20 protein-coding genes are annotated in these 20,339 nt (G+C 37.0%); all 20 read left to right on the top strand.

Going from position 1 to position 20,339, the window contains the following annotated elements:
- The first annotated feature begins 2 nt into the window (after positions 1-2).
- Positions 3-650, top strand: a complete 648-nt coding sequence (locus tag CSV77_RS15865; RefSeq protein WP_099674159.1) for a MarR family transcriptional regulator — start codon at positions 3-5, stop codon at positions 648-650.
- A gap of 821 nt (positions 651-1,471) precedes the next feature.
- Positions 1,472-1,702, top strand: a complete 231-nt coding sequence (gene sda / locus CSV77_RS15860) for a sporulation histidine kinase inhibitor Sda (RefSeq protein ID WP_099674158.1) — start codon at positions 1,472-1,474, stop codon at positions 1,700-1,702.
- 328 nt (positions 1,703-2,030) lie between these two features.
- A complete protein-coding gene (locus CSV77_RS15855) occupies positions 2,031-2,483 on the top strand; it encodes a metal-dependent hydrolase (RefSeq protein ID WP_099674157.1) in 453 nt (150 codons plus the stop codon).
- Positions 2,484-2,502: 19 nt separating this feature from the next.
- Positions 2,503-3,564, top strand: a complete 1,062-nt coding sequence (locus CSV77_RS15850; RefSeq protein WP_099674156.1) for a ParM/StbA family protein — start codon at positions 2,503-2,505, stop codon at positions 3,562-3,564.
- A gap of 1 nt (position 3,565) precedes the next feature.
- Positions 3,566-3,934 carry a hypothetical protein gene (locus CSV77_RS15845; protein WP_144034688.1) on the top strand — a complete coding sequence of 123 codons (369 nt, stop codon included), beginning with the start codon at positions 3,566-3,568 and terminating at the stop codon, positions 3,932-3,934.
- Between the two features lie 18 nt (positions 3,935-3,952).
- Positions 3,953-4,327 carry a hypothetical protein gene (locus tag CSV77_RS15840; RefSeq protein WP_099674154.1) on the top strand — a complete coding sequence of 125 codons (375 nt, stop codon included), beginning with the start codon at positions 3,953-3,955 and terminating at the stop codon, positions 4,325-4,327.
- A 16-nt stretch (positions 4,328-4,343) separates the two neighbouring features.
- The gene (locus tag CSV77_RS15835) at positions 4,344-4,781 is read left to right on the top strand and encodes a DUF5348 domain-containing protein (protein ID WP_099674153.1); all 438 of its coding nucleotides are present in this window, start codon (positions 4,344-4,346) and stop codon (positions 4,779-4,781) included.
- 30 nt (positions 4,782-4,811) lie between these two features.
- Positions 4,812-5,501: a hypothetical protein gene (locus CSV77_RS15830; RefSeq protein ID WP_144034687.1), complete on the top strand. Its 690-nt coding sequence runs from the start codon at positions 4,812-4,814 to the stop codon at positions 5,499-5,501.
- Positions 5,502-5,563: 62 nt separating this feature from the next.
- On the top strand, positions 5,564-5,785 hold the full coding sequence (locus tag CSV77_RS15825) for a hypothetical protein (protein ID WP_099630314.1): 222 nt from the start codon (positions 5,564-5,566) through the stop codon (positions 5,783-5,785).
- A 49-nt stretch (positions 5,786-5,834) separates the two neighbouring features.
- Positions 5,835-7,013, top strand: a complete 1,179-nt coding sequence (locus CSV77_RS15820) for a conjugal transfer protein (protein ID WP_099674151.1) — start codon at positions 5,835-5,837, stop codon at positions 7,011-7,013.
- 61 nt (positions 7,014-7,074) lie between these two features.
- Positions 7,075-7,296 carry a hypothetical protein gene (locus CSV77_RS15815; protein WP_099670960.1) on the top strand — a complete coding sequence of 74 codons (222 nt, stop codon included), beginning with the start codon at positions 7,075-7,077 and terminating at the stop codon, positions 7,294-7,296.
- Positions 7,297-7,404: 108 nt separating this feature from the next.
- On the top strand, positions 7,405-8,718 hold the full coding sequence (locus CSV77_RS15810; protein WP_158232090.1) for a TcpE family conjugal transfer membrane protein: 1,314 nt from the start codon (positions 7,405-7,407) through the stop codon (positions 8,716-8,718).
- Between the two features lie 26 nt (positions 8,719-8,744).
- Positions 8,745-10,130: a hypothetical protein gene (locus CSV77_RS17195; RefSeq protein ID WP_099674149.1), complete on the top strand. Its 1,386-nt coding sequence runs from the start codon at positions 8,745-8,747 to the stop codon at positions 10,128-10,130.
- A 73-nt stretch (positions 10,131-10,203) separates the two neighbouring features.
- The gene (locus CSV77_RS15800; protein ID WP_099674148.1) at positions 10,204-12,792 is read left to right on the top strand and encodes an ATP-binding protein; all 2,589 of its coding nucleotides are present in this window, start codon (positions 10,204-10,206) and stop codon (positions 12,790-12,792) included.
- Positions 12,793-12,824: 32 nt separating this feature from the next.
- Positions 12,825-13,376 (top strand): hypothetical protein, encoded by a 552-nt coding sequence (locus tag CSV77_RS15795; protein WP_158231895.1) that lies wholly within the window; start codon positions 12,825-12,827, stop codon positions 13,374-13,376.
- A gap of 93 nt (positions 13,377-13,469) precedes the next feature.
- Positions 13,470-15,980: a CD3337/EF1877 family mobilome membrane protein gene (locus tag CSV77_RS15790; protein WP_099670955.1), complete on the top strand. Its 2,511-nt coding sequence runs from the start codon at positions 13,470-13,472 to the stop codon at positions 15,978-15,980.
- 55 nt (positions 15,981-16,035) lie between these two features.
- Entirely contained in the window at positions 16,036-16,719 is a 684-nt protein-coding gene (locus CSV77_RS15785) for a hypothetical protein (protein ID WP_099674147.1), read from the top strand.
- A gap of 54 nt (positions 16,720-16,773) precedes the next feature.
- Positions 16,774-17,799, top strand: a complete 1,026-nt coding sequence (locus CSV77_RS15780; protein WP_099674146.1) for a peptidoglycan DD-metalloendopeptidase family protein — start codon at positions 16,774-16,776, stop codon at positions 17,797-17,799.
- Positions 17,800-18,080: 281 nt separating this feature from the next.
- Positions 18,081-18,782 carry a hypothetical protein gene (locus CSV77_RS15775; RefSeq protein WP_099674145.1) on the top strand — a complete coding sequence of 234 codons (702 nt, stop codon included), beginning with the start codon at positions 18,081-18,083 and terminating at the stop codon, positions 18,780-18,782.
- A gap of 269 nt (positions 18,783-19,051) precedes the next feature.
- The gene (locus tag CSV77_RS15770; protein WP_099674144.1) at positions 19,052-20,101 is read left to right on the top strand and encodes a replication-relaxation family protein; all 1,050 of its coding nucleotides are present in this window, start codon (positions 19,052-19,054) and stop codon (positions 20,099-20,101) included.
- Positions 20,102-20,339: the final 238 nt, after the last annotated feature.

Genomic DNA, 20,339 nt, shown 5'->3' with positions numbered 1-20,339 from the left:
AAATGGACATGCAGAACGCTTTAGAAGCAGCAGAGAAACATGCTAGACTTCGTGATGGTGAGAAGTTAGTGGATGTAGCTGCTGTCGCAATAGAAGAACAGAAAGCGAATGGGCAAGGTTACGCTCTTTACAAGTTGAAAAATAAAAACAAGGCATTATTTGTTCAAACAATTCAAGAAAACCTCGATGTGCTTATCAGGAAAGAATTCCTGACAAATGCAGAGTTAGGTTTTCTTTTTTCTTTGATGCCGTTGGTCCAGCTACACTCAAATGGCATTACCGATAGAGAAACCGGACAATTTATGACAGTCTCAGAAATTGCAAAGTATTTAAATCGTGATCGAACAGGAATTAGTGCAACAATCCAAAGTCTTTTAGTAAAAGGAATATTATTTGAACTTGTAGATTCACAAGAGATTAAGGAACATAAAAGAAGCGTTACGCGAAGACCATTATTTATGAATCCCGAAATTATTTACGCCGGAGATCGGAATAGAATAAATGCTACATTATCAAAATTGGTTATCGAATTTGATAAACTGGAAAGAAAGAAAGCATTGCTTTCCTGGAAGTTATGGATAAAAAATGGAGAAGAGTTCGGAAGGTTGTATAGCAGGAAAAGTTATTTGGAATTCAAAAAAATGAAATGAGTTAGCGAGGTGTCGAGAAAATACGACACCCATTATTGTTGATTTATATAGAGTTTCAACACTTCTTTTGAAGGGTGTCGAAAAAAATCTACACCTTCTATGCGTATATTGAAGGGATTAATATGAAAAAGGGGTGTCGAAAAATATCGACACATGTGTAGATATTTTTCGACACGTAAAAGTCTGTGTAAACGTTGTTGTGAAAGGGTTTTTGGGGGATTTCAGGAAGACTCTCTATCTCACTCTTATATATACAACAGCCATACTAGAATTTTAACCTGTATCTTGAGCGAAAAGTTCGGAGGAAAGTAGTTGTAATTTAAAGCGTATGATATGTCAGTATGTTTTATAGAAGATTGCAAACCTTATTATTTTAAAGTTATTTTGGAAATAGATACTGGAACGAATTAAAACCCGGGCTGAAAAAAGGGAGGGATCGCGATGTCTGCTCTTTCAGCTCTGCAATTATTCAGCCCACGTTTTGAACTGTTCAGCGTCAAAATCTAAATCAAGTATATTCAATATTTATGTAAATCTAACCTTTTCAGTCGAATGGTACATTAATTGAAATAACGATAGAGTTTTCATTGAATTCGGAGTATCCATCTCTTTTGAAAGTATCTTTTCCATAATGATATTAGTCTATGAAAAAACTCCTTGGAGTTAAACAATCGTGCCGGCCAAATGAATAAGAATTAAACTAAATTTATGTAGTCCTGTTCTTCTATGTTTGGAAACTTAATTAAAAGGGAACCTTTGAAGTATTCATATAAACTTAATAGATTCTAGTCAAAAAGTTTAAGGAGAAGTTAGGCCGTAAATTGACTAATAAAGAATTAAATTTTGTGGTGTGGATAGTACGACAACAAATAGAGATAGAGAAAGGTCGTGCAAATAAAATGGAAAGAATCTCAGATGAATTTTTAGTGGAATCATTTATACAAGCTAAAAAAATGGGACTAGATTTAGACTTTATTTCTATACTTGAAGAAGAAATAAAACTACGGAAATTAAATATAGATGATTATCAAGATGCGATGAATTGTATATAAATTATACTCGGAACCTTGTTCATCTAACGGGTAGAGATTCTTTAAGAAGGAAGACAAAATAATAGTTAATAAAACGCTGAATTATTTTCAGTGTTTTTTTGTTGCAAAAATCCCATGTTTCACTCTTCAATTTTCCTTAATAGTATTTTGTACAACACAACTGAACGGGAATATGTGAATCGTAAAAACTTTTGTACCTGTCAAAAGCAATCGAAATATTTTGGTTGTTTTTTAGAGGAACAAAATCATTAATTGGAAGGAAGGGGATATAAATTGGGATATGAAAAAATGAAGGAAGTAAACGATAATTTAGAATCGAGGTTGATTCATGGAGTGGTCCACACACGCTTTATCAGGAATGGTAGCCGGATATACAGTTACAGGGGGTGATTGGCGAGGAGCGGTGGTAGGGGGAATTGCAGGTGTGCTACCGGATCTTGATGAACCGAAGTCTAAGTTTGGAATGTTGTTCTTCTTTATAGCTATACCACTTAATTCTATATTTGGTCATCGGACTTTTACACACTCCCTGCTATTTATGTTATTAGCGGGGATTTTTATATACCCGTTTACAGAATTATGGGTGGCTTTGTCAGTAAGTGCAGGGATACTTGCCCATATTGCAGGAGACATGTTAACCGGGAAAGTGAAGTTTCTTTATCCGTCTGCTAAATCTGTTGGAATTTCAATTCCGTCATTCAGTTTTATCTGGATAGACAGATTCACAAGGCTGTTGCTTGTTATAACTATCAGTTGGGTTGTACTTAAAAAAGTAATTTGAATTTATAGGAGGTCAAAAATTGGAAAACGTTGCAGTGGATTTAGGTTATGGCTATGTCAAAGCGATTTCATCATCAGGAAAGAGAATAATTTTTCCTTCGTTGGTTGGGAAAGGATACGACAGGGGAATTACAAATATCCTCGGAGATACACCAAACGACTTGGCGAATATACATGTATCAATCAAAGGTGAAGATTATTTTGTGGGAGAACTAGCAAATGAATCACGTTCTTTATCTCGTATCTTTGAACGTGAACGCTTTAATCATATGTACACACACATTCTACTTAATACGGCTATTCAACTTGTCACCGATGGAAGAGGGGGTTCTGTGAATTTGTCAACGGGACTTCCTCTGGATTTCTACCAAGCCCAGGCAAAGGATTTTCAAACGTCTATTACGGGGGTCCAATCCGAAATTGAATGGAAATCAGGTCCACTAAAAGATGGCGCTAAACAGGTAAATATTGAACGTTCCTTAGTGTTTCCACAAGGTGCATCAGCTATCTTTTCAGCATTGATTAATCACGATGGGAAATATACCTATCCTCATCTAATGAATCAAGGAACGCTTATCGGATTGGTTGATATCGGATTTAGGACAACGGACTTTGTTGTAGTTGAAATTCAACAGAATGGTTCATTTGTTCCAAAAGCAAAGTTATCTGGAACGGTGGACGACGGTGTAAACAATTTATACAGAGATATCCGTCAAGCCTATAAAACCAAAACAGGTGGCGCTGATTTAAGTGAACATTACATTTCTCGAATATTAAAAGACGAACAATTGACTTACAAAGGAAATAAAATTGATTTCAGTAATATCATTCAGTCGAGTAAGAAATCCATAGCCACTAATATTGTTGACCGATTAAAAAATGTATGGGCTGAAGAATCTGATCTATTTGATGCACTCTTCTTGGCCGGTGGTGGCGGAGAACTCTTTGAGCCATTCATCCAGCCCCACTTTGATAATCGATTGGTGAAGATTACTGAAAGCCAGTTTGCAAACACCATCGGTTATTTAAGATTAGGAAAATCAGTATTTGATCAATTAGAGCGTCAAAATTCAGTGATTTGATATGAGTGTTAATTGGGAGAAGCGATATAGCTTTCGTTTGCAAGAAGAGGATAAAGAAATTTATAAATTACTTCAACAAGTCCCAGATAATAAGCGAAGTGAAACAATTCGGCAGATGCTGAGATTCGCCTTTCGTACGATGTCGGAAGGAAAGAAAACGGAGCAAGGAATTCAAGATCTTTTGGCTGAAATAAAGTCATTAAAAGAAAATCAAGAATTGCAACATCAAGAGTTGCTAGTGAAGATCGGGAATGCTGTAGTAATTAAAAATGAAGAAGCAAACAAACCTGACGACAATAAAATGAATGAACAGGCGATTGACGATAGCGCGAGTGCGATGCTATCGTCTTTTGGTGTTAATTTTGATTAATTAAAGGGAGGTGTTGAAATGGGTAGGACAAAAGAAGAGTTGCGTGAAAGAAAAAAGAAAAAGTTTTTAAAAGTATCTGAAACGCTGAGAGTGTGTGACTCCTGTGAATATAGAGGTTTAGTAATGACGGGGGATAGCTCACAAATCAAGGTACTTGTCGAAACCATTTGTGGGGCCTGTCCCAACTATAAAAGAATGCGGAGCGTAGGTGACGAGCTATGGCATACAGATACGAACATCGAAGCAATTCTGGAAAAGAAACAAGAGATTACAACTCAAGAAATACGAACGCTGCTTGAAGAAGGTGTAACAAAAAAGAAAATTAGAGAGGCATTAGGGTTCCACTCAGTTATTGAATTTAGGGAGTTCATATTAACGATTGCTAATAAATAAGAGGAGGGATTTTAAAATGAAATTAGTAGAAGATACCGTAGAAAGTTACCGCAAAGCAGGTAGTACAATAAAACGGCTTTTGAAGGAAATGGATGAACTAATGGATAACATCAATATTTTCAATTTGGATGCGGAAGATGTGCAAAGGTATTTCACGCTGTATAAAGCTAAATTAGGACTTGAAGAAGCATATACATCAATTGTTGATTTGAGTAAGGAAATTCAAATTGAAGGCTATTTACGAAAGAATAGTAGGGACAGGTATGAATTAAATAGCTTTGAATTAACAAGTGGAGCTTTTCTTGATCTTTGGCAAGAGGATTTAGAAATGAAAGAAGGGGGCTATTACAAGCTCTGTAGGATTGAGCATCGCGGAACAGATTATTACTGTGTAGAAATGCCAGAAGTAAATTTAGAAGGGTTGAAAGCGCGTTACAGAGTATCATTATTATGAATTTAAATTGAAAGGAGTAATCTCGTGCTATTGAATATAGAAGAAACCTATAGAACTGTGATACTAAAAGAAATGTTAGAAAATGAATTAGTAGAATTGGAAACAGCTTATAAGAATCCAATGGAAGAAAGGACCGTAAGTAAAGCAACAGTACGTAAAACGGTAAAACACCTTTTCATATGGGTGCCGATTTTCATGGTGTTTGTTAATTATATTCGTAATGGTGTGGATCTTTTTATTTTCATCTACACACCTGTTTTTCTGTTCTATACAGCAATTTATACCGCGATAATTGTTCTGTTTATTTATGCCTATAACTTTATTGTTAGGAAATATAACAAATCCAGAACAGAAGCAAATGATACGTCACTTTTCTTTGAGCAAAATATAGCAGCGCTTCAAACAAATATTAAGACGGTAGAAAATGCGTTAATGACTAAATCTACTTTAATCCCTTTGTATCATTCAAAAGAGAAGTTGGTGAAAATGATTGAGTATATGAAGAAAGGGCGCGCAAGAACAGAAGAGGACGCTATCAAATTATTTAAGAAAGAACATGCGAGCTATATCCAGCCAGATGCTACTAAGCGAAAAAAATGTTTTAAAAATCAAGAAGGACTAACAAGGAAATTGAATCGTTTTGGTCGTTTTATGAGCATGATATTTTTGGCTTCGTTAATCGCAAAGAATCTAAATAGATCAAGCACCCCTAATAGATAGGAAACAATTGGTATTAATAAAAGGGCAAGTCATCGTGCAATTCCTTGAAGGGAGGTGAATTCGTGTTTAAAACAATTATCGGAATCATCTTAATGATATTCTTAATCGCTGTTGTCGGTAGTCTATTATTAGAACAGTTTCCAACCTTAGTCCCGTTGTGGGAGGAACTGAAAATGCACATTGGCACTCTTTATGAATCATCCCTTGTTAAATATGGGACAATCACTACGCTGCTATTAATTGTCGCTATTTTCATTATGGTAGGAAGTTCAAAAAGAATGTGATGAGTCGTATAAAGTTTGAACAAAAAGAAAAGAAGGAGGTCCACAAAACTTGCGGAAGAAGTTAGGGAAATCCAATGGTAAAAAGGATGGTATTGTAAAAAAGTCGATGGATGTATTGAAAAAGTCATCTGAAAATGAAAAACGTAAAAAAGATATGCGAAAACTTGAAAAGAAAAGCAAACCTAAAGGGTATCGAGCCAAAAAGCTAGGCGCATTTACTTTCTGGATGCTTTTTTTGTTTATGCTTTTTATTGTTTTCGTAAATGTGTTTTCAGCCAGTGGGGGTTCGAATGCCGGCAATGAAGCGGATAATCTACAGGTGAATAAAGCTTTAGCTGCTGAGGGGGTAGAGTTTTCAAAAGGCTTTGTAGCAGAATACTTCACATGGAATAATGGTAATGAAGATCGTGCTCAACGAAAAATGAAGTTAAGTTATTATTTGCCCGAAAAGTTAAGTGAGCTAGCGACAACAGGTGATAAGAAGTGGAGTTCAAAGATTTTACGAGAAAATATACATTTAAAAGAAGTTGAAGATTTGGGGGACAATCGAGCACGAGTCATTTTTCAAGTTAAAATACATTTTGAAAATCCTACCGGTAAAGAAAAAAAGGAGAATGATGAAGCTGTTGTTCCTGAAAAAATTGAAACAGTAAAATATATATCCGTTCCAATCTTATATGACGTTGAAGAAAGTCGCTTCGCCGTTTATGAACTTCCAAGCTTCACTTACATGAGTGAAGAAAGTGTTGAGAAAAGTGTTGAATCAGAAACAGAGGGATTGAAACCGATCAATGATGGCAGCATGCAAAACATTCGGGCTTTCCTGGAAACGTTTTTTGAAGCATATGCAAATGATGCAAAAGATAAGTTAACCTACATCGTTGAGGACCCTAAACATCAAAATGGTCTTAATAAAACAATGGATTTTGTTAGCTTGAAGAATACAGAAATATTTGAAGGTAAGAAAGTGAGCGAGAAAATTGTAAGAACGGAGGTTGTGTTGGCGGAACCCAATACAGGAATCGAATTTATATCTACCTACATTCTTGTATTGGCTGAAAAGGAAATGCGTTACACCGTGTTATTCATAAACAATAAACAATACATTGATGAGTTAAAGGACAAGAAAAAAGCAGAAGCAGAAATTGAAAAAGGCATGGAAGTCGAGGAAGATAATCACGATGCTGAAAGCGATCAAGTGGATAAAAATGATACAGAAAATGAATAAGCAGTATGTTGGTGCAGACAATTGTGTCTGTACTTTTTTATATTAAAGGGAGGTGAATTGTATGAGTTTAGAAGGATTATTTACATGGTTCTCACAAGAAATCAAATGGGCATTATTCATCGTTCTTTTTGTTGCGTTGATTGTGACAGCATTTAAAAGAGCATGGATTGCAATGATTGGTGTTGTTATCGGTCTTGCGTTCATCGGAATCTTCATTGTCCAACCAGATATTTTAATTAACATATCCGAATTTATTGCTGAGAAATTGAATTTAGGTAACTAATTTATTGCTATACATGCAAGAGGGCTTCTACTACTAGAGCGCCTCTTGCTATTTGTTTTGAAATAGGCAGCTTGGAGGTGAAAAGACATAAATAAGATTCCGTTATATGTGCTAAATAACTTCATTCGTTTTGAACGTCAGCTCTATCAAATATTTGGGTTAGAACTAGGCAGGCCAATCCGGTTAAAAGCGGTTTTATATTTCTTTGTGATAGCAATCGGGGAGTCTACTATCTATTTTACCCCGGGAATTGGGCGGTTAATTAATTGGATACCTGTTGGGATCTTAATTCTTATACCAATAGGATTGGCATGGTTACTTGCAGATGTAGGAACGGAGGGTAGATCACCTGTAAATTTTTTCCGTTCGTTTATTTTGTATCAAGCAAGAAAGGTAAAGGACAGCTCGGTTTATAGAGGTAGAGAAGTTGATAAAGAAAAGGATTATCAATTTCATAACTACTTTACTTTTAATGAACTTGTACATCCAGAAAGTGACGATGTATCTATCACAACAGAGGTTGATGAAAAACGAAAGAATGCAATTGAATATATGAAGCGAATTTCAGATAAAGGAAAAATGGCTAGTGTGGAACAAGTCAATCAGAAAAATAATGAAACAGAGGTGGTCGAGAAGGTGGCAGAAGAAAAACTACCAGAAATAGAAACGGAGCAATTACAAACAGAAAAGCATCCGGAAAAAGTCGGAAAGCGAATAAATCGGAATCCACTTGTGACAACTGGTATTACTGTTCTTTTCACAATAGTATTAAGCGTCGCATTGGTATTCGGTTTCCTTTATACATTGACGGATTTTAAGTTCGGTGAAACTAATGCCGTCGCTAACAATTTGGATTCGCCTCACGAGGAAAATAAGGATGGTACAGAAAAAGTAGTTTTGTCTATTGATGAAAACCTCATTTTAGGATTACGGGCTGCGGCCATTCAAAAATACGGTGATGCAGTTAAAAACTTCGATAAATTAGACTTTTATGAGTTGGAAAAAGCAGATAGAAATGCCGTGTTGTTTACGTATTTAATGTCAGGTAATGCACAAAAAGCATTAGATTATGTTCCAGAGTTTGATAAATTAATTGTCGGTTACTATGTCGTGAAAAAAGACCTTAAGTTACTACTAGATTTACAAACTGAGTCGGCATTAATCACATTTGAAGTTGCTGCGTTAAATAACGATTACGAAAAAGTAATTGAATTTCAAAGTGCAGAGAGAATGGAGATGGATGATAGACGAGCTTACATTATTGCTGATGCATATATCGCTTTAGGACGTGAAGATGAGGCTCTTGAATTTGCGGAAAGCATTGATGATAACTCATTACACTCATATATCGAGGAGAAAACGGATGCCAAAGACTTGGAAGAAGAGAAAAAAGAAGCTGAAGAATCTAAGGGGAAAGTATAAATAAGCATTTCATAGGAGGAATTTACTTGTCAATTGAAAATAAAGATATGAAGAAGAAAGTGACGGTGGTTGGAGCAATTGCCCTGTCAGCCGTATTAGCTAGTGGTGTAGGATATACCAGTTATAACATATTGAAAGAAAAAACCACAGAAGAAAAAAATGAAGAGCAGATCAAGAAAAAGGATGATGGTGAAGTCGTGGATAGTTATACTTTTGATGAGGAATTACCAGAGACTGAAGATGTCCTTGAAGTGATGGTTGCACAGGCTGCTGAAAATGAAGAATCTGATGTAGCATTCTTTGATGATGAATATTTGGATTTGGACGATTCCATTGCGAATGCTAAAAAGAATGATGTCCAAAACATATCTTTTTTTGATGAAGAAGATGATTTTAAAGAACTGAATGATTCTATTATTGCTGTTGCAAAAGAAGAAAAGACTGAAATAACGCCAGACGATGTAGCTATGATAGAACCTGTGCTAAAGGATTCCGTTATGCCAGAAGAAACTATAGAGACAGTGGAGCTTGAAAAGCCAATTGAGTCCGTACAATCAAATAAACCAGTAGATTCAAAGAAGCCGATAGAGCAAGAGAAACCTTCTGATCCAGTTATTTCGGAACCGGTAGAACCAGAAGGAACGACAAATCCAACTGAACCTACGAATCCAGTAAAACCGATTGTACCAGAAGAGCCAATCGTTCCAGAAGAACCCGTGGAATCTGAAGTGCCAACTATTCCGGAAGAACCAACGATTCCTGCGGTGCCGAAAAATCCAATAAAACCAGAGATTCCTGAAGAAACAGAAGTTCCAACAAATCCAGTGGTACCAACAGGGCCTGAGAATCCAGTAGAACCTGATGTGCCGTTAGAACCCGAGGAGCCTATAATTCCAGAAGACCCGACGGACCCTGTGGAACCAGAAGAGCCAGAAGAACCAGTAGTTCCTGTTAATCCAGCAGAACCAGAGGAACCAATAGAGCCTGCTGAACCAGAAGACCCGACAGACCCTGAAATACCGTTAGATTCGGAAGAGCCAACAAATCCAGAAGAACCTATTGAACCCGAATACCCGACTGATCCAGAGGAAATGGAGGATCCAACTGAACCAATTAATCCTGAGGAACCGGTAGAACCATTGGAACCGGCAGAACCGGCAGAACCAGAAATACCTACTATCCCAGTAGAACCTGCCGATCCTGAAGTTCCCACAGAAACAGAAGAACCAACGGAACCCATTCACCCAGTGGAACCGATTGACCCAATTGAACCAGAACTACCAACTGATCCGGTAGAACCCGAGAATCCAAATATAGAACTGGAAGAACCTGTAGAACCGACAAACCTTACTGATTCGGAACAACCAGAAGAACCTGTTATTCCTATCGGACCGAACGAAGATGCAGAATAACCATTATGAAAGAAGCTGTGTTTAATTTGCGGCTTCTTTTGTTTTCAAAAATATATAAAGGAAGTGGTACACATTGAAAATCGAGTTTCCGATTAAGCATATAGAAAATAATTTAATATTTGCCCATGATAGAACAGTTTGGGCATATTACAAAATAGACGGATTTAATTATGACTTCTTAGAAGATGATGAGAAAATAATCCCATTTCAACAACAGATGTCTTTTCTAACAAATATCGGTCTTGACTTACATTATTTAGTGATTCCTAATCCAACGAATATTACAGGTATTTTGAACGCTACAATTAATGAAATGAGTATGAAAAGTTATCCGTTGAAAGAAAATGGCATTCAGTATATAAATCAAGTCAAAAGAGCTTTAGAAAATGAACGAGAATTGAATGAGTCCAGTGAGTATCATCACTATATTGGTATTCAGCTAGATCCCGAGAAAAATAAATACGCTTCAGGTAATGCTGGTATCAATGCCCTTACATCTGTTAAGAAGTTTATTGAAGGATTCAGTTCACCGTTATATCAAGCCGTAGGATTGTATCTCGATGACATTTTAGAAAGCCAAATTAAAGCTTTTCAAAGCCAAGCCGTGTCAATCGAATCAACAATAGCTAACTCATTCGGTTCACGGATTCAAAAAGTAACGACGGAAGAATTAGTATTTATTATTGAAAAAAGTTTCAGTACAAGAAATAACAATACGGATGTGCAGCTTCGTAATTCATATGAAATTGGTAAAGAAGTTGAAGGGATTGATATGCAAGGAAAGAAATATAAAGCGATTCGTAATAATAAGAAGGAATTCTTTGATGTGCAAAATACGAATATCAAAGAAATTGGTCCTAAGACATTGATGTTGAGTCGAATTACTGATGCGAATGAGATTGAAAGTCTGTATTGCCAATACTTAACGATTGAATATATGGACGATGTTCAGCATCATCCCGGTAGTGAATGGCTATACCGGATTCAATTGCGAATGCCCTTTCCGTTAACCGTTTCGATTCGCGCGGAAAATCAACCGAATGAAATAATTAAGAAAAAATTAAGTAATGCAAAGTTGGAATTCAAAGATCAACGCAATGAAGCTCAAAAGGGCGGTCAAGACGTGGATATGAGTGTCGATGTTTCACAAAGTGGAACAATCCAAATGGAAAATTATTTTAAGCAAACAGGATTTCCTGGATTTGCTGTATCGTTCGTCTTTAAAGTAACTGCCGAAACTGAAGAACAATTAAAGACGAGGGTTGGTTTGTTGCGAAATGAATTATCAAAGTACGGTTTGAAAATTGTCGCACCTTATGGTGAGCAAGTCCATTTCTTATTGGAAGCTATTCCCGGCTCAAAAAAGTATCACGATGATTATAAGATGGAAGTTGCTCCGGGTGTGTTAGCTGGAATGATGTTCGGTGCTACTACAAACATTGGGGATAATCGAGGATTCTATATCGGACATACTTCACAGTTTTCAAAGCCAGTCTTCATCCAGCCCGATTTAGCAGCCAAGGCATTTGATGGGCTTGGTAACGTAGTAGATTCAATTTCAGTTCTCGTTGCTGGAATGACAGGACGAGGAAAATCCTTCTTTATGAATCTGTTTATTTATCTTGCAACACTTACTGGCTCCAAAGGGTTAATCATAGATCCTAAAGGTGATAGAACAGGATGGGATAAGGGACTCCCGTTCATTCCGAAAGAGTTCATAGAAGTTTGGACGCTCGGTTCAGATCCCGACGATGCCGGTTCACTTGACCCATTTAGAACAAGTACAAGTATTGAGGAAGCGAAAGACATTACTATGGACATTCTTTCGTATCTGGCAAACATTAATTTGAACGAAGATGCTTACAATATTTTGAGTGAAGCAGTTGAAGAAGTATCAAATGAAGATGATCCATGTATTGGAAGGGTTCTAACATATTTACATGAGTTGTATGACCTTCGTCCAGAAAGTATGTCGAATAGCCGCTATGAAGCACTAGAACGGTTGAGAGGTACGCTAGAGACGTTGAAACGCAATCAACTCTCCATGTTGCTATTTGGGGAAGTGGGGCAAAATTTTAAAGTGTTAGAACATGACAAACCGATTCAAGTACTTATGATTCAAAACCTTAACTTGCCATCATCTAGTGAGAAGAAGAACGCTAGAACGATTCACAAGATATCGGAAGCAATTATGATTTCAATCACTGCTTGGACAAAGCAATACATGTTTAAAAGCGATAGAGGCACACACAAGTTCATTCTACAAGACGAAGCAAGTGCAATCGAACGAAGTCCAATTGGAGCTGAATTAATGGATTTTATCGTCCGAATGGGTCGTTTCTATAACACGACTTTGATTAAGGGGTCGCAAAATGCTTCTGACCATGGAAATGATGTTGCAAACATGGGAATGAAATTTAGTTTTGGATTGCGTAAAACTAGTGAAGCGGAAGAAATGTTAAGTTATTTGAACCTACCCAAAACAAATGCAAATATCGAAACGTTAAAAGCATTGGATCGTGGTGAAGCTTTATTTCAAGATATTTATGGTCGTTCTGCCGTTGTGAAAATTAATCCGGTGTTTGTTGAGTTGTTAGATGCATTTGATTCTTCAACATCATCCGAAGAGGAAAGAGAGCGTGAAAAAGATAGAGTAGTATGATAATATACAACTCAACGAAAGGAAGTGTCATATTGAATAAAAAACGTATACTAAGCCTAGCAGCAGTGTTAGGTATGACTTTTCTAATTGCGGGCTGTAATTCGGATGGGAAAGAAAGCGAAACGGTAGAAAAAGAAGAAAATGCTAATGCGGAGAAATATGAAGAAGTATTTAAAGAAACTGATGAAATAGCGCATGATTTTATGGTGGTTAAGATAGAACAGAACTATCCTGAGATTCTTAAATATTTATCGGCTGAAGGTATTGAAAAGCTAAAAGAAGAAAGTGATTATCTATTGGATAAGCATAGGTTACCTGAAGAGTTTGATAAACTTGATGGGATGTATGAATTAAGAAGATATGATAACTTTTACGACGAAGAAATCAATGAGGTTTATTATAGATATAGTAGACCTGATGATAAAGGGGTAATTGTCAACAGTTGGATTGTTTTAATAGAGAACGAGGATAAAGAGTGGAAAGTCAGAGATTACACAGAGTTCAGACCTGAAATGATAAACGATGCCAATGATGAAACTGGAACAGTGCTTCATGAATTACCTTTAGAAGTAAAGGATAAATAATGATTGTATTGAAAAAATAAATATGTAAGGAGGTAACTGGCTCCGAATAACCCTTGCTTAATGAGAAGGGTTATTTTTATTGCCTAAAATTATATGAAGCTAAACTATAAAAAAGTATTAATAGTATTCGTGATGACTTTTCTGCTTTTTTGTCTAGGAGTACCAAACTACGGGTCAGCTAATAATGGCGAAGAGCCAAATAAGATGTCCGATATCATGGATATTATTACGGATCAATATGGTGAATTTAAAGACGACGGAAAATCTTATTATCACTTAGATGCAGTTTCGGATAAGGACGTAGAGTCATATGACGAAGGGGGAAAGTTTTGGGCTGATACTTACGATAAACTTTTTGGGTGGGCTGACGTTAAAGAGAATGTTGGGAATAAATTAAGTGAAATGGTTAATTTGGTTAACAATATTGTTTTTGATATAAATATATTTTTGACATATACAATGTTAATTATGTATGACTTGGCTTATACCGCTGATTTCACCGAGAAAATAATTATAGAACTAGATACCTTAATGTCCAATATCACCGGCATTTCAGGAGGAATGTTTAGTATTGGGAATGGTCTATTTGGGAATTTAGTGAAGTTAATCGCTATAATAACGGGTTTGTATGCATTGTACGTGTTCATTATTAAACGTGCTTTTTTTGAGTCTTTTTCTTCTGTCTTTCAAACGATTATCGCATTAACAATCGCAATTCTGATGTTTGCAAACTACACAACGTTGTTAACAGGCGCTAATAAAATAACAACAGAATTAAGTGGCTTTGTTGTTAGTCTTCCAAGTCATTCTCAAGATTCCGAATCATTGGTACCAGAATCCAATGTTAATATTGGTGACCCAAGAGTAAAAATGAAAGACAGTATATGGGGAATGTTTGTAGATAGACCTTATTTGTATATGCAGTATGGTACGCACGATATAGAGACGCTAGGTGATGGTGATAGAAATAGCGGAATCCAGCGGGTTAAAAATATTCTAAAAGTGCCTCTTGGCGAAGATAGACAAAGAAAAGTTATAGAGCAGGAAGCCTCGGTGGAAAAGTACGGAAACAACATGATGAAGTATTCCGCAGTAAATAGCCGATTAGCTTTCTCATATTTCTACATGATGATTAATGGGTTAGTCTCACTACCAATCTATTTATTATCACTTTGTTTAATTCTATTTCAGTTCTGGTTTATGGTCATTGCAGCTCTTGCGCCCTTTGCTTTACTGATTGGTGCAATTCCAGGACAATTTAATGTTTTGAAACGGTATTTCATTGAGTTAGGTATCCCGTTAGCTTTGAAGATATTTGTATCATTCATTGCGTTAATTGTATTTGTAATTTCAGATATTATTTACGCTGGTGATTTTAAATCAATCAGTGGGGGTTCAAACCCGTTTTATAGCTATGTGGGTGCAGCTACGTTCAATTTATTATTATTCGGAACAATTTTTATTCTACGGAACAGAATCAAAGATATATTCTCGTCTGGATCGAATGCAATTCGTGACCTAAGAGAAAGTTCTGGAACGTTCACAGCTCCATTTAAAAAGGGTGTACAAAATGTTGCTACTGTTGGCGGTGCTGTTGCGGGTGCTGCGGTTGGAGGTCCAGCTGGTGCTATGACAGGTGCAGCAATTGGTGGATCTGTTGGTAAGGTTGCAACAGGTGAAGGTGGTATAAGTGACGTTGCCGGCTCTGCGATGAAAGCCCAACATCTTGCCCACTTGAGTAAGATGACAAAAACTCAACAAGCTGCAAAGCTTTCTGCTACTGACAAGGGTAAGTTAGCCGGCTTTATGGATGAAAAAAACTTGACCCCTGAAATGAAAGAGGAGACGGGGGAAGCCCTTGAAAAAGAAGGGATAACCAATTTAAGTGATGAAGAAATGAATGAGCAATTTGCGAAAATTAGTAATAAAGGTGATTTGGACGGTAATTTTGCTCAAACGTTTGCTAAAGGTATTTCAGATGACCGAAGAAGCAATGCAATCGAAAAAGAAAAAGATTTATTATTTGCCGGAAGAGAACAAAAACGAGAACAAACAAAAGCAGTTCTGTCTGACAAAGGAATCCCATCAGAAATGATTGATGCAACAATGACTGCTTTAGATCAACAAGGTTTGCACGATGTAAGTCCGAAAGAATTGCATTCGCAACACGACAAATTGATGATGCAAGGCGAATTGAATGATGACTATGCTGCGACATTTGCAAAAGGTATTGCTGATGAAAGAAAAACGATTCAACTACAGAAAGAGAAGCAAGATGTATACGGTGAAGTGGAATATGAACTTCATTTGAATAAATCAATGGTGACAAATGAGCTTGCGAACAAAGGTGTGCCAGCCGAAATGATTAATCAAACCCTGGATAAATTAGGTGATCGTGGTTTAAACAATGTCAGTCCAAGTGAAATGAACAGACATTTCGATTTGGTAGTTGAACAAGCTGAAAAAGGCGAATGGAAAAATGGTTTTGCAGACACGTTTGCTAGCAACATTGAAAATGAAAGAAGGGCCATCGAATTGGAAAAGGAAAGAAAAGCCATTATTGAAGGCAATAACCTGAAATCGTTAGATAATTTTCCAGAGTAGTAAATGAGTTTTTTGAAACTAGCATAATAACTAGAAAAGGGAGTTGACACTTTCAGTGAGTGAGAAAACAAAAAGAATAGTTTCTTATGGCGTGATGGGTCTAGCTGTCACGCTTTTATTATTGGGTTTTATTATCGGTTTTGTCGATAAAGGAAAGAAGAACAGTGTAGATGATAATTCTATACAAACCCCAAATGAAAATGAGGAAGAAAATATATGGCAATATACTTCAAAAGAAGGAAGTGGAAATATTGACGTTGTAGAAGAGAAGCCTGAAAAGAACTATTTGAAAATACCAGAGGAAGTTTCAAAAAATCCGACTCAAAGCGATATGTTCAGCAATAAGGATTTGGAGAAAACAACGGAAATTGCAAATGAATTTGCTTTAAAGTTTCATGAGTTTGATAAGGCATCACCTGTTAAGCATTTAGAATCCGTTGAGGGACTGCTGGATCAAGGATATATCAGTTACCTGAGAGATAGCGAAGAAGAAAAAATTACGGGGTTAAAAGATGTGAAAGGAATCGTTTCAAGAAAAGTTCTGTCAGTGGAGATTAAAGAACCTGTTGCCCCGACATTAATTGCTATTTCATGGGATGCGGTGGTTATAAGTGAAGTGATTGATCGTGATGGGAAAACCAGAAAGGATACGGATGTTTACAGTTTGATGTTTGAAAAAGACGACAGCCTTAAATTTCAAATTGTTGAGTATTACTTGAACTATGAAGATAAAAGATAGGGAGGAGGGAGCGAACAAAACCTCTTTTAAGAGTAAGTAGTTCGTGGAATAAATATGAAAAAGTTGTTATGGATTGTACCAGTTATAGCCAGCCCAGCTTTGCTATTAATGTTTTCGCTTCTTGCCCTTCTTCTTTTCTTCGGGGTATTTGTAATATTTACAGAAGAAGATGATGAACAGATGAACTTTGGGGGTGGTGCGATATGTCGTGCTGATGGAGAAATTAGTGAAGCAGTATTCTTCTCTCAATTTAATGATGCTGGAAAATTTACAGGCAAAGGGCAAGTATTTATTGATGTTGCAGAAAAGTATGGCATAGACCCAGTGTTGATGTCGGCAGTGGCTTTTCATGAAACGGGATTCGGAACATCATCGGCGGTTATGGTGAAAAACAATCCCGGTGGTTTGATGGACCCCGCAACAGGTAGTAAGTATTTATATTCATTCCCTACAATTGAAGATGGTTTAAACGCAATGGGGAATACGCTGCACAATCGTATTATTAAGGACGGTTTAACAACGATTGTAGATTTAGGTAGCGTGTATGCCCCAATTGGAGCAGACAATGATCCAACCGGATTAAATAAACATTGGGGACCAAATGTTACTACGTTGGTAGCTCAATTTGGTGGGCTAACAATGAACTGTGAAGTGCATGTCGTAGGTGACTGGATGCTTCCTGTATTAAACGAGCTACGGATTACTAGTCCATTTGGTTATCGAAGACATCCCGTTTTTGGCGATGTAAGACTTCATACGGGTGTAGACCTTGCTTGTGCAAATAATGACCCCATCCTTTCAGCCCAAAGCGGTAATGTTATTTTTGCTTCTGGAACAGGTTGGTCAAATGGATACGGGCTACATGTAATTGTTAATCATGGCGAAGTCACAACATTGTACGCCCATCTAAATTCCACGAAAGTAAAAATAAATGATGTGGTTTCTCAAGGGGACGTACTCGGCACATGTGGTTCAACCGGAACATCAACCGGAAATCATCTACATTTTGAAATAATTCGTGCCGGTGGAAAAGAAGATCCGATGCCATATTTAACTGAATATACGGCTGTTGGTGGGTAGTAAATATACGGAAATGATTTGTCCAACGTTAATATGAGGTGTAAACATTGATAGAACAGGGTTTCCGATTACCAACGTCGGACGTTGAAGAAAATGAACGTCCGACGTGAAAATGCTCTCCAAATGGTGCTGTTATAAGGATTCTATTACCTAACGTCTGACGTTGGGTTATTCGTGTTGGAAAAAGATTATAAACGTCCGACGCTGGGTTTTAAGAATGCAGATGCATCAAGGGATTAACTGGTGAAATAACGTCCCCAAATAAGAAAGGAATGAATTTGGTGGAATCTGAAAAGAAAATGCTTTTCGAGCAATTAAAAAGCCTAGAGGAAATGAAAATTTATTTAATGTCACAAATAAATAAGTTAGGAGGAAATGATGCTGCCATTAAGAGGACGTCGGTCTACCCAATGGCGAAGGTGAAACCAATGGTTATCAACGGTTATCCAGTTTTTCAGTTTTCATACGAAGGTGCTTTACCACTTTATAAAGAATCTGATAGGGATTATCTAGCAATGATTAGACATTATTATTTTCGTGCAACCCATGACTCATATGACTTTTCAAAGATCGATTATCAATTTGATAAGTCTGTAATTATCATCGCTCAACATTTTGAAAATAAGATTATCCGTGATTTAGATAATCGAAATCGAAAGCTTATTCAAGATGCAATACGGCATACAGGACTAATCGGTGACGATAGCTGGTGGAGGGTATGGAATTTTGATATAGGATTTCTTGATCCCAAAGGAAATCATGTGCAAGTCTTTGTAGTGTCGCAGGAAAATTTTGAGGATTTTATGAGCTATTTGAAAGAAGAGTATTTTCATATAGCAAACATCCCCGAATCAACATTGCAGGAAGAAATATTTGAAGAATATAGAACTGAAGTGAAGAGGAAAGAGAAAGCAAAAGTTAGCAAGGACAAAGAACGGTTGGAGCGTTCATCAAATACTAAACCAGAAGATTTTTGGGGTTAATTGTATTAAAGCATTTGAATATTGTACCCAAGTTTAAGCCCTGTATTTTAGGTGCAATATAAAGAGTTTTTCGGAACCCCTATATTGTACCCAACAGGGACTTTGTATTGCACCCAGTATTTAAAGGTTAAACATAAGTGCCTATTGGCTTTATTGAATTCTAGACGAATTGAATGAAACGGAGAGGTTTAGTTGAATCAATTCGTAGCGCAGTGTAGAAGTGACCGAAAATAAACAGCCGGGGCGAACAATCAAAAAGGAGGGAACACATGTCGAAGACGGGCAATAAACAGGTGGTGAAGGTTCTGCAAGCTCGTGATATTGAGATACTTCTTGGACTGTACGAACATCGTCTGTTGAGTACGGAGCAGATCATGCGACGCTACGAAATGTCACGTTGGTACACGTACAAGAAATTACGGATTCTGCGTAATTCAAGACTTATCAGTACCCATCCGATAAGTGGGTATCTTGCAAACCAAAATAGACAAGGTTCCTATCATCGAATTAGTGAAATCGGCATTTCCTGCTTGAGAGAGCAGGGAGTGACTGTTGAACGGAGGGCCGATGAATTACGAGTGAATATCCGACGTCTTCCATTCCTGCTATCCACCAATGATGTGATGATTGATTTAGAAAGGTACGGTTGGGAAATGAAGGACAGCAGGGATGTAAAAGAGAAATTCGAGTTGAACCGCGGTGCAAATGTGCAAGGCATGTTGACAAGTCCAAGCGGTTCGGAATATTTATTCTATATGTTCTTGCACGGAGTAGGAATGAAGAATCTGATGAAGACAGCAAAAGAATTGAGGGATTTTGGAAATCCAAACTATATACTATTCGCTAAAAGTGCAACCAGTTACAGCACCATTGTCCAGCAACTCTCAACAAATAATTCCGTTATCGTTAAATGTCAAAGCCTGAAAATCTTCCCTTATACGTTTGCAAAATACTATTTACGCTTATTCGAAGATGAAAATAACGTCATGAAGTTTCTGGAAGACTACGAAATCTATGACCTGTCCTTCAAAACGTCTTCTGTTAGCGGAAGCAAGAAACAATACGATGGTTTGGAGCGAGTGGTTAGACACAATGGGGAAGAAAAGTATCTTGTGAATCTGCTCGACACAGATTTGGTCAAATTATATAACATCAAACAATACCGCAAAGAAATGTACGAATTAGACGGACGGAAAGTGCTATTGGTAACTACTCCAAATACACGTGATATGCACGAGCAGCTTTTAGAAGAGATTCATCATATCGATTACCTCGAAATTGACTCGGGGGATCTTGTGGATTATCTAACCACAATATAAATAACTATATAATAGAAGGAACTTTTCTTCAAAATACATTTTGAAATCAAATTAAACTAAAATTGAGAGGGGATAATAACATGCAAACCAATTATGAAATCATTCCGGAGCATTCCTGTTTGGTTAGTGGAGCCCTATTGAAATAGAAAAGTCCCCTTGGTATGATTCGGGGGTGTCAAGGCATCGACTACTTGACCCCTAATAATAACCAAGGAGGACTTACATGAATTCTAAAGTG

Source organism: Sporosarcina sp. P16b (assembly GCF_002743065.1).
Taxonomy (GTDB): domain Bacteria; phylum Bacillota; class Bacilli; order Bacillales_A; family Planococcaceae; genus Sporosarcina.
Note: the sequence above shows the minus strand (reverse complement) of the source record. Positions and strands in the feature narration are given on the sequence as shown.

Excerpts from the sequence above, each read along its gene's own strand:
- CSV77_RS15845 (WP_144034688.1), top strand. The coding sequence starts at position 3,566 with ATGAGTGTTAATTGGGAGAAGCGATATAGCTTTCGTTTGCAAGAAGAG.
- CSV77_RS15790 (WP_099670955.1), top strand. The coding sequence starts at position 13,470 with ATGAAGCTAAACTATAAAAAAGTATTAATAGTATTCGTGATGACTTTT.
- CSV77_RS15770 (WP_099674144.1), top strand. The coding sequence starts at position 19,052 with ATGTCGAAGACGGGCAATAAACAGGTGGTGAAGGTTCTGCAAGCTCGT.
- CSV77_RS15840 (WP_099674154.1), top strand. The coding sequence starts at position 3,953 with ATGGGTAGGACAAAAGAAGAGTTGCGTGAAAGAAAAAAGAAAAAGTTT.
- CSV77_RS15780 (WP_099674146.1), top strand. The coding sequence starts at position 16,774 with ATGAAAAAGTTGTTATGGATTGTACCAGTTATAGCCAGCCCAGCTTTG.
- CSV77_RS15855 (WP_099674157.1), top strand. The coding sequence starts at position 2,031 with ATGGAGTGGTCCACACACGCTTTATCAGGAATGGTAGCCGGATATACA.
- CSV77_RS15815 (WP_099670960.1), top strand. The coding sequence starts at position 7,075 with ATGAGTTTAGAAGGATTATTTACATGGTTCTCACAAGAAATCAAATGG.
- CSV77_RS15835 (WP_099674153.1), top strand. The coding sequence starts at position 4,344 with ATGAAATTAGTAGAAGATACCGTAGAAAGTTACCGCAAAGCAGGTAGT.
- CSV77_RS15865 (WP_099674159.1), top strand. The coding sequence starts at position 3 with ATGGACATGCAGAACGCTTTAGAAGCAGCAGAGAAACATGCTAGACTT.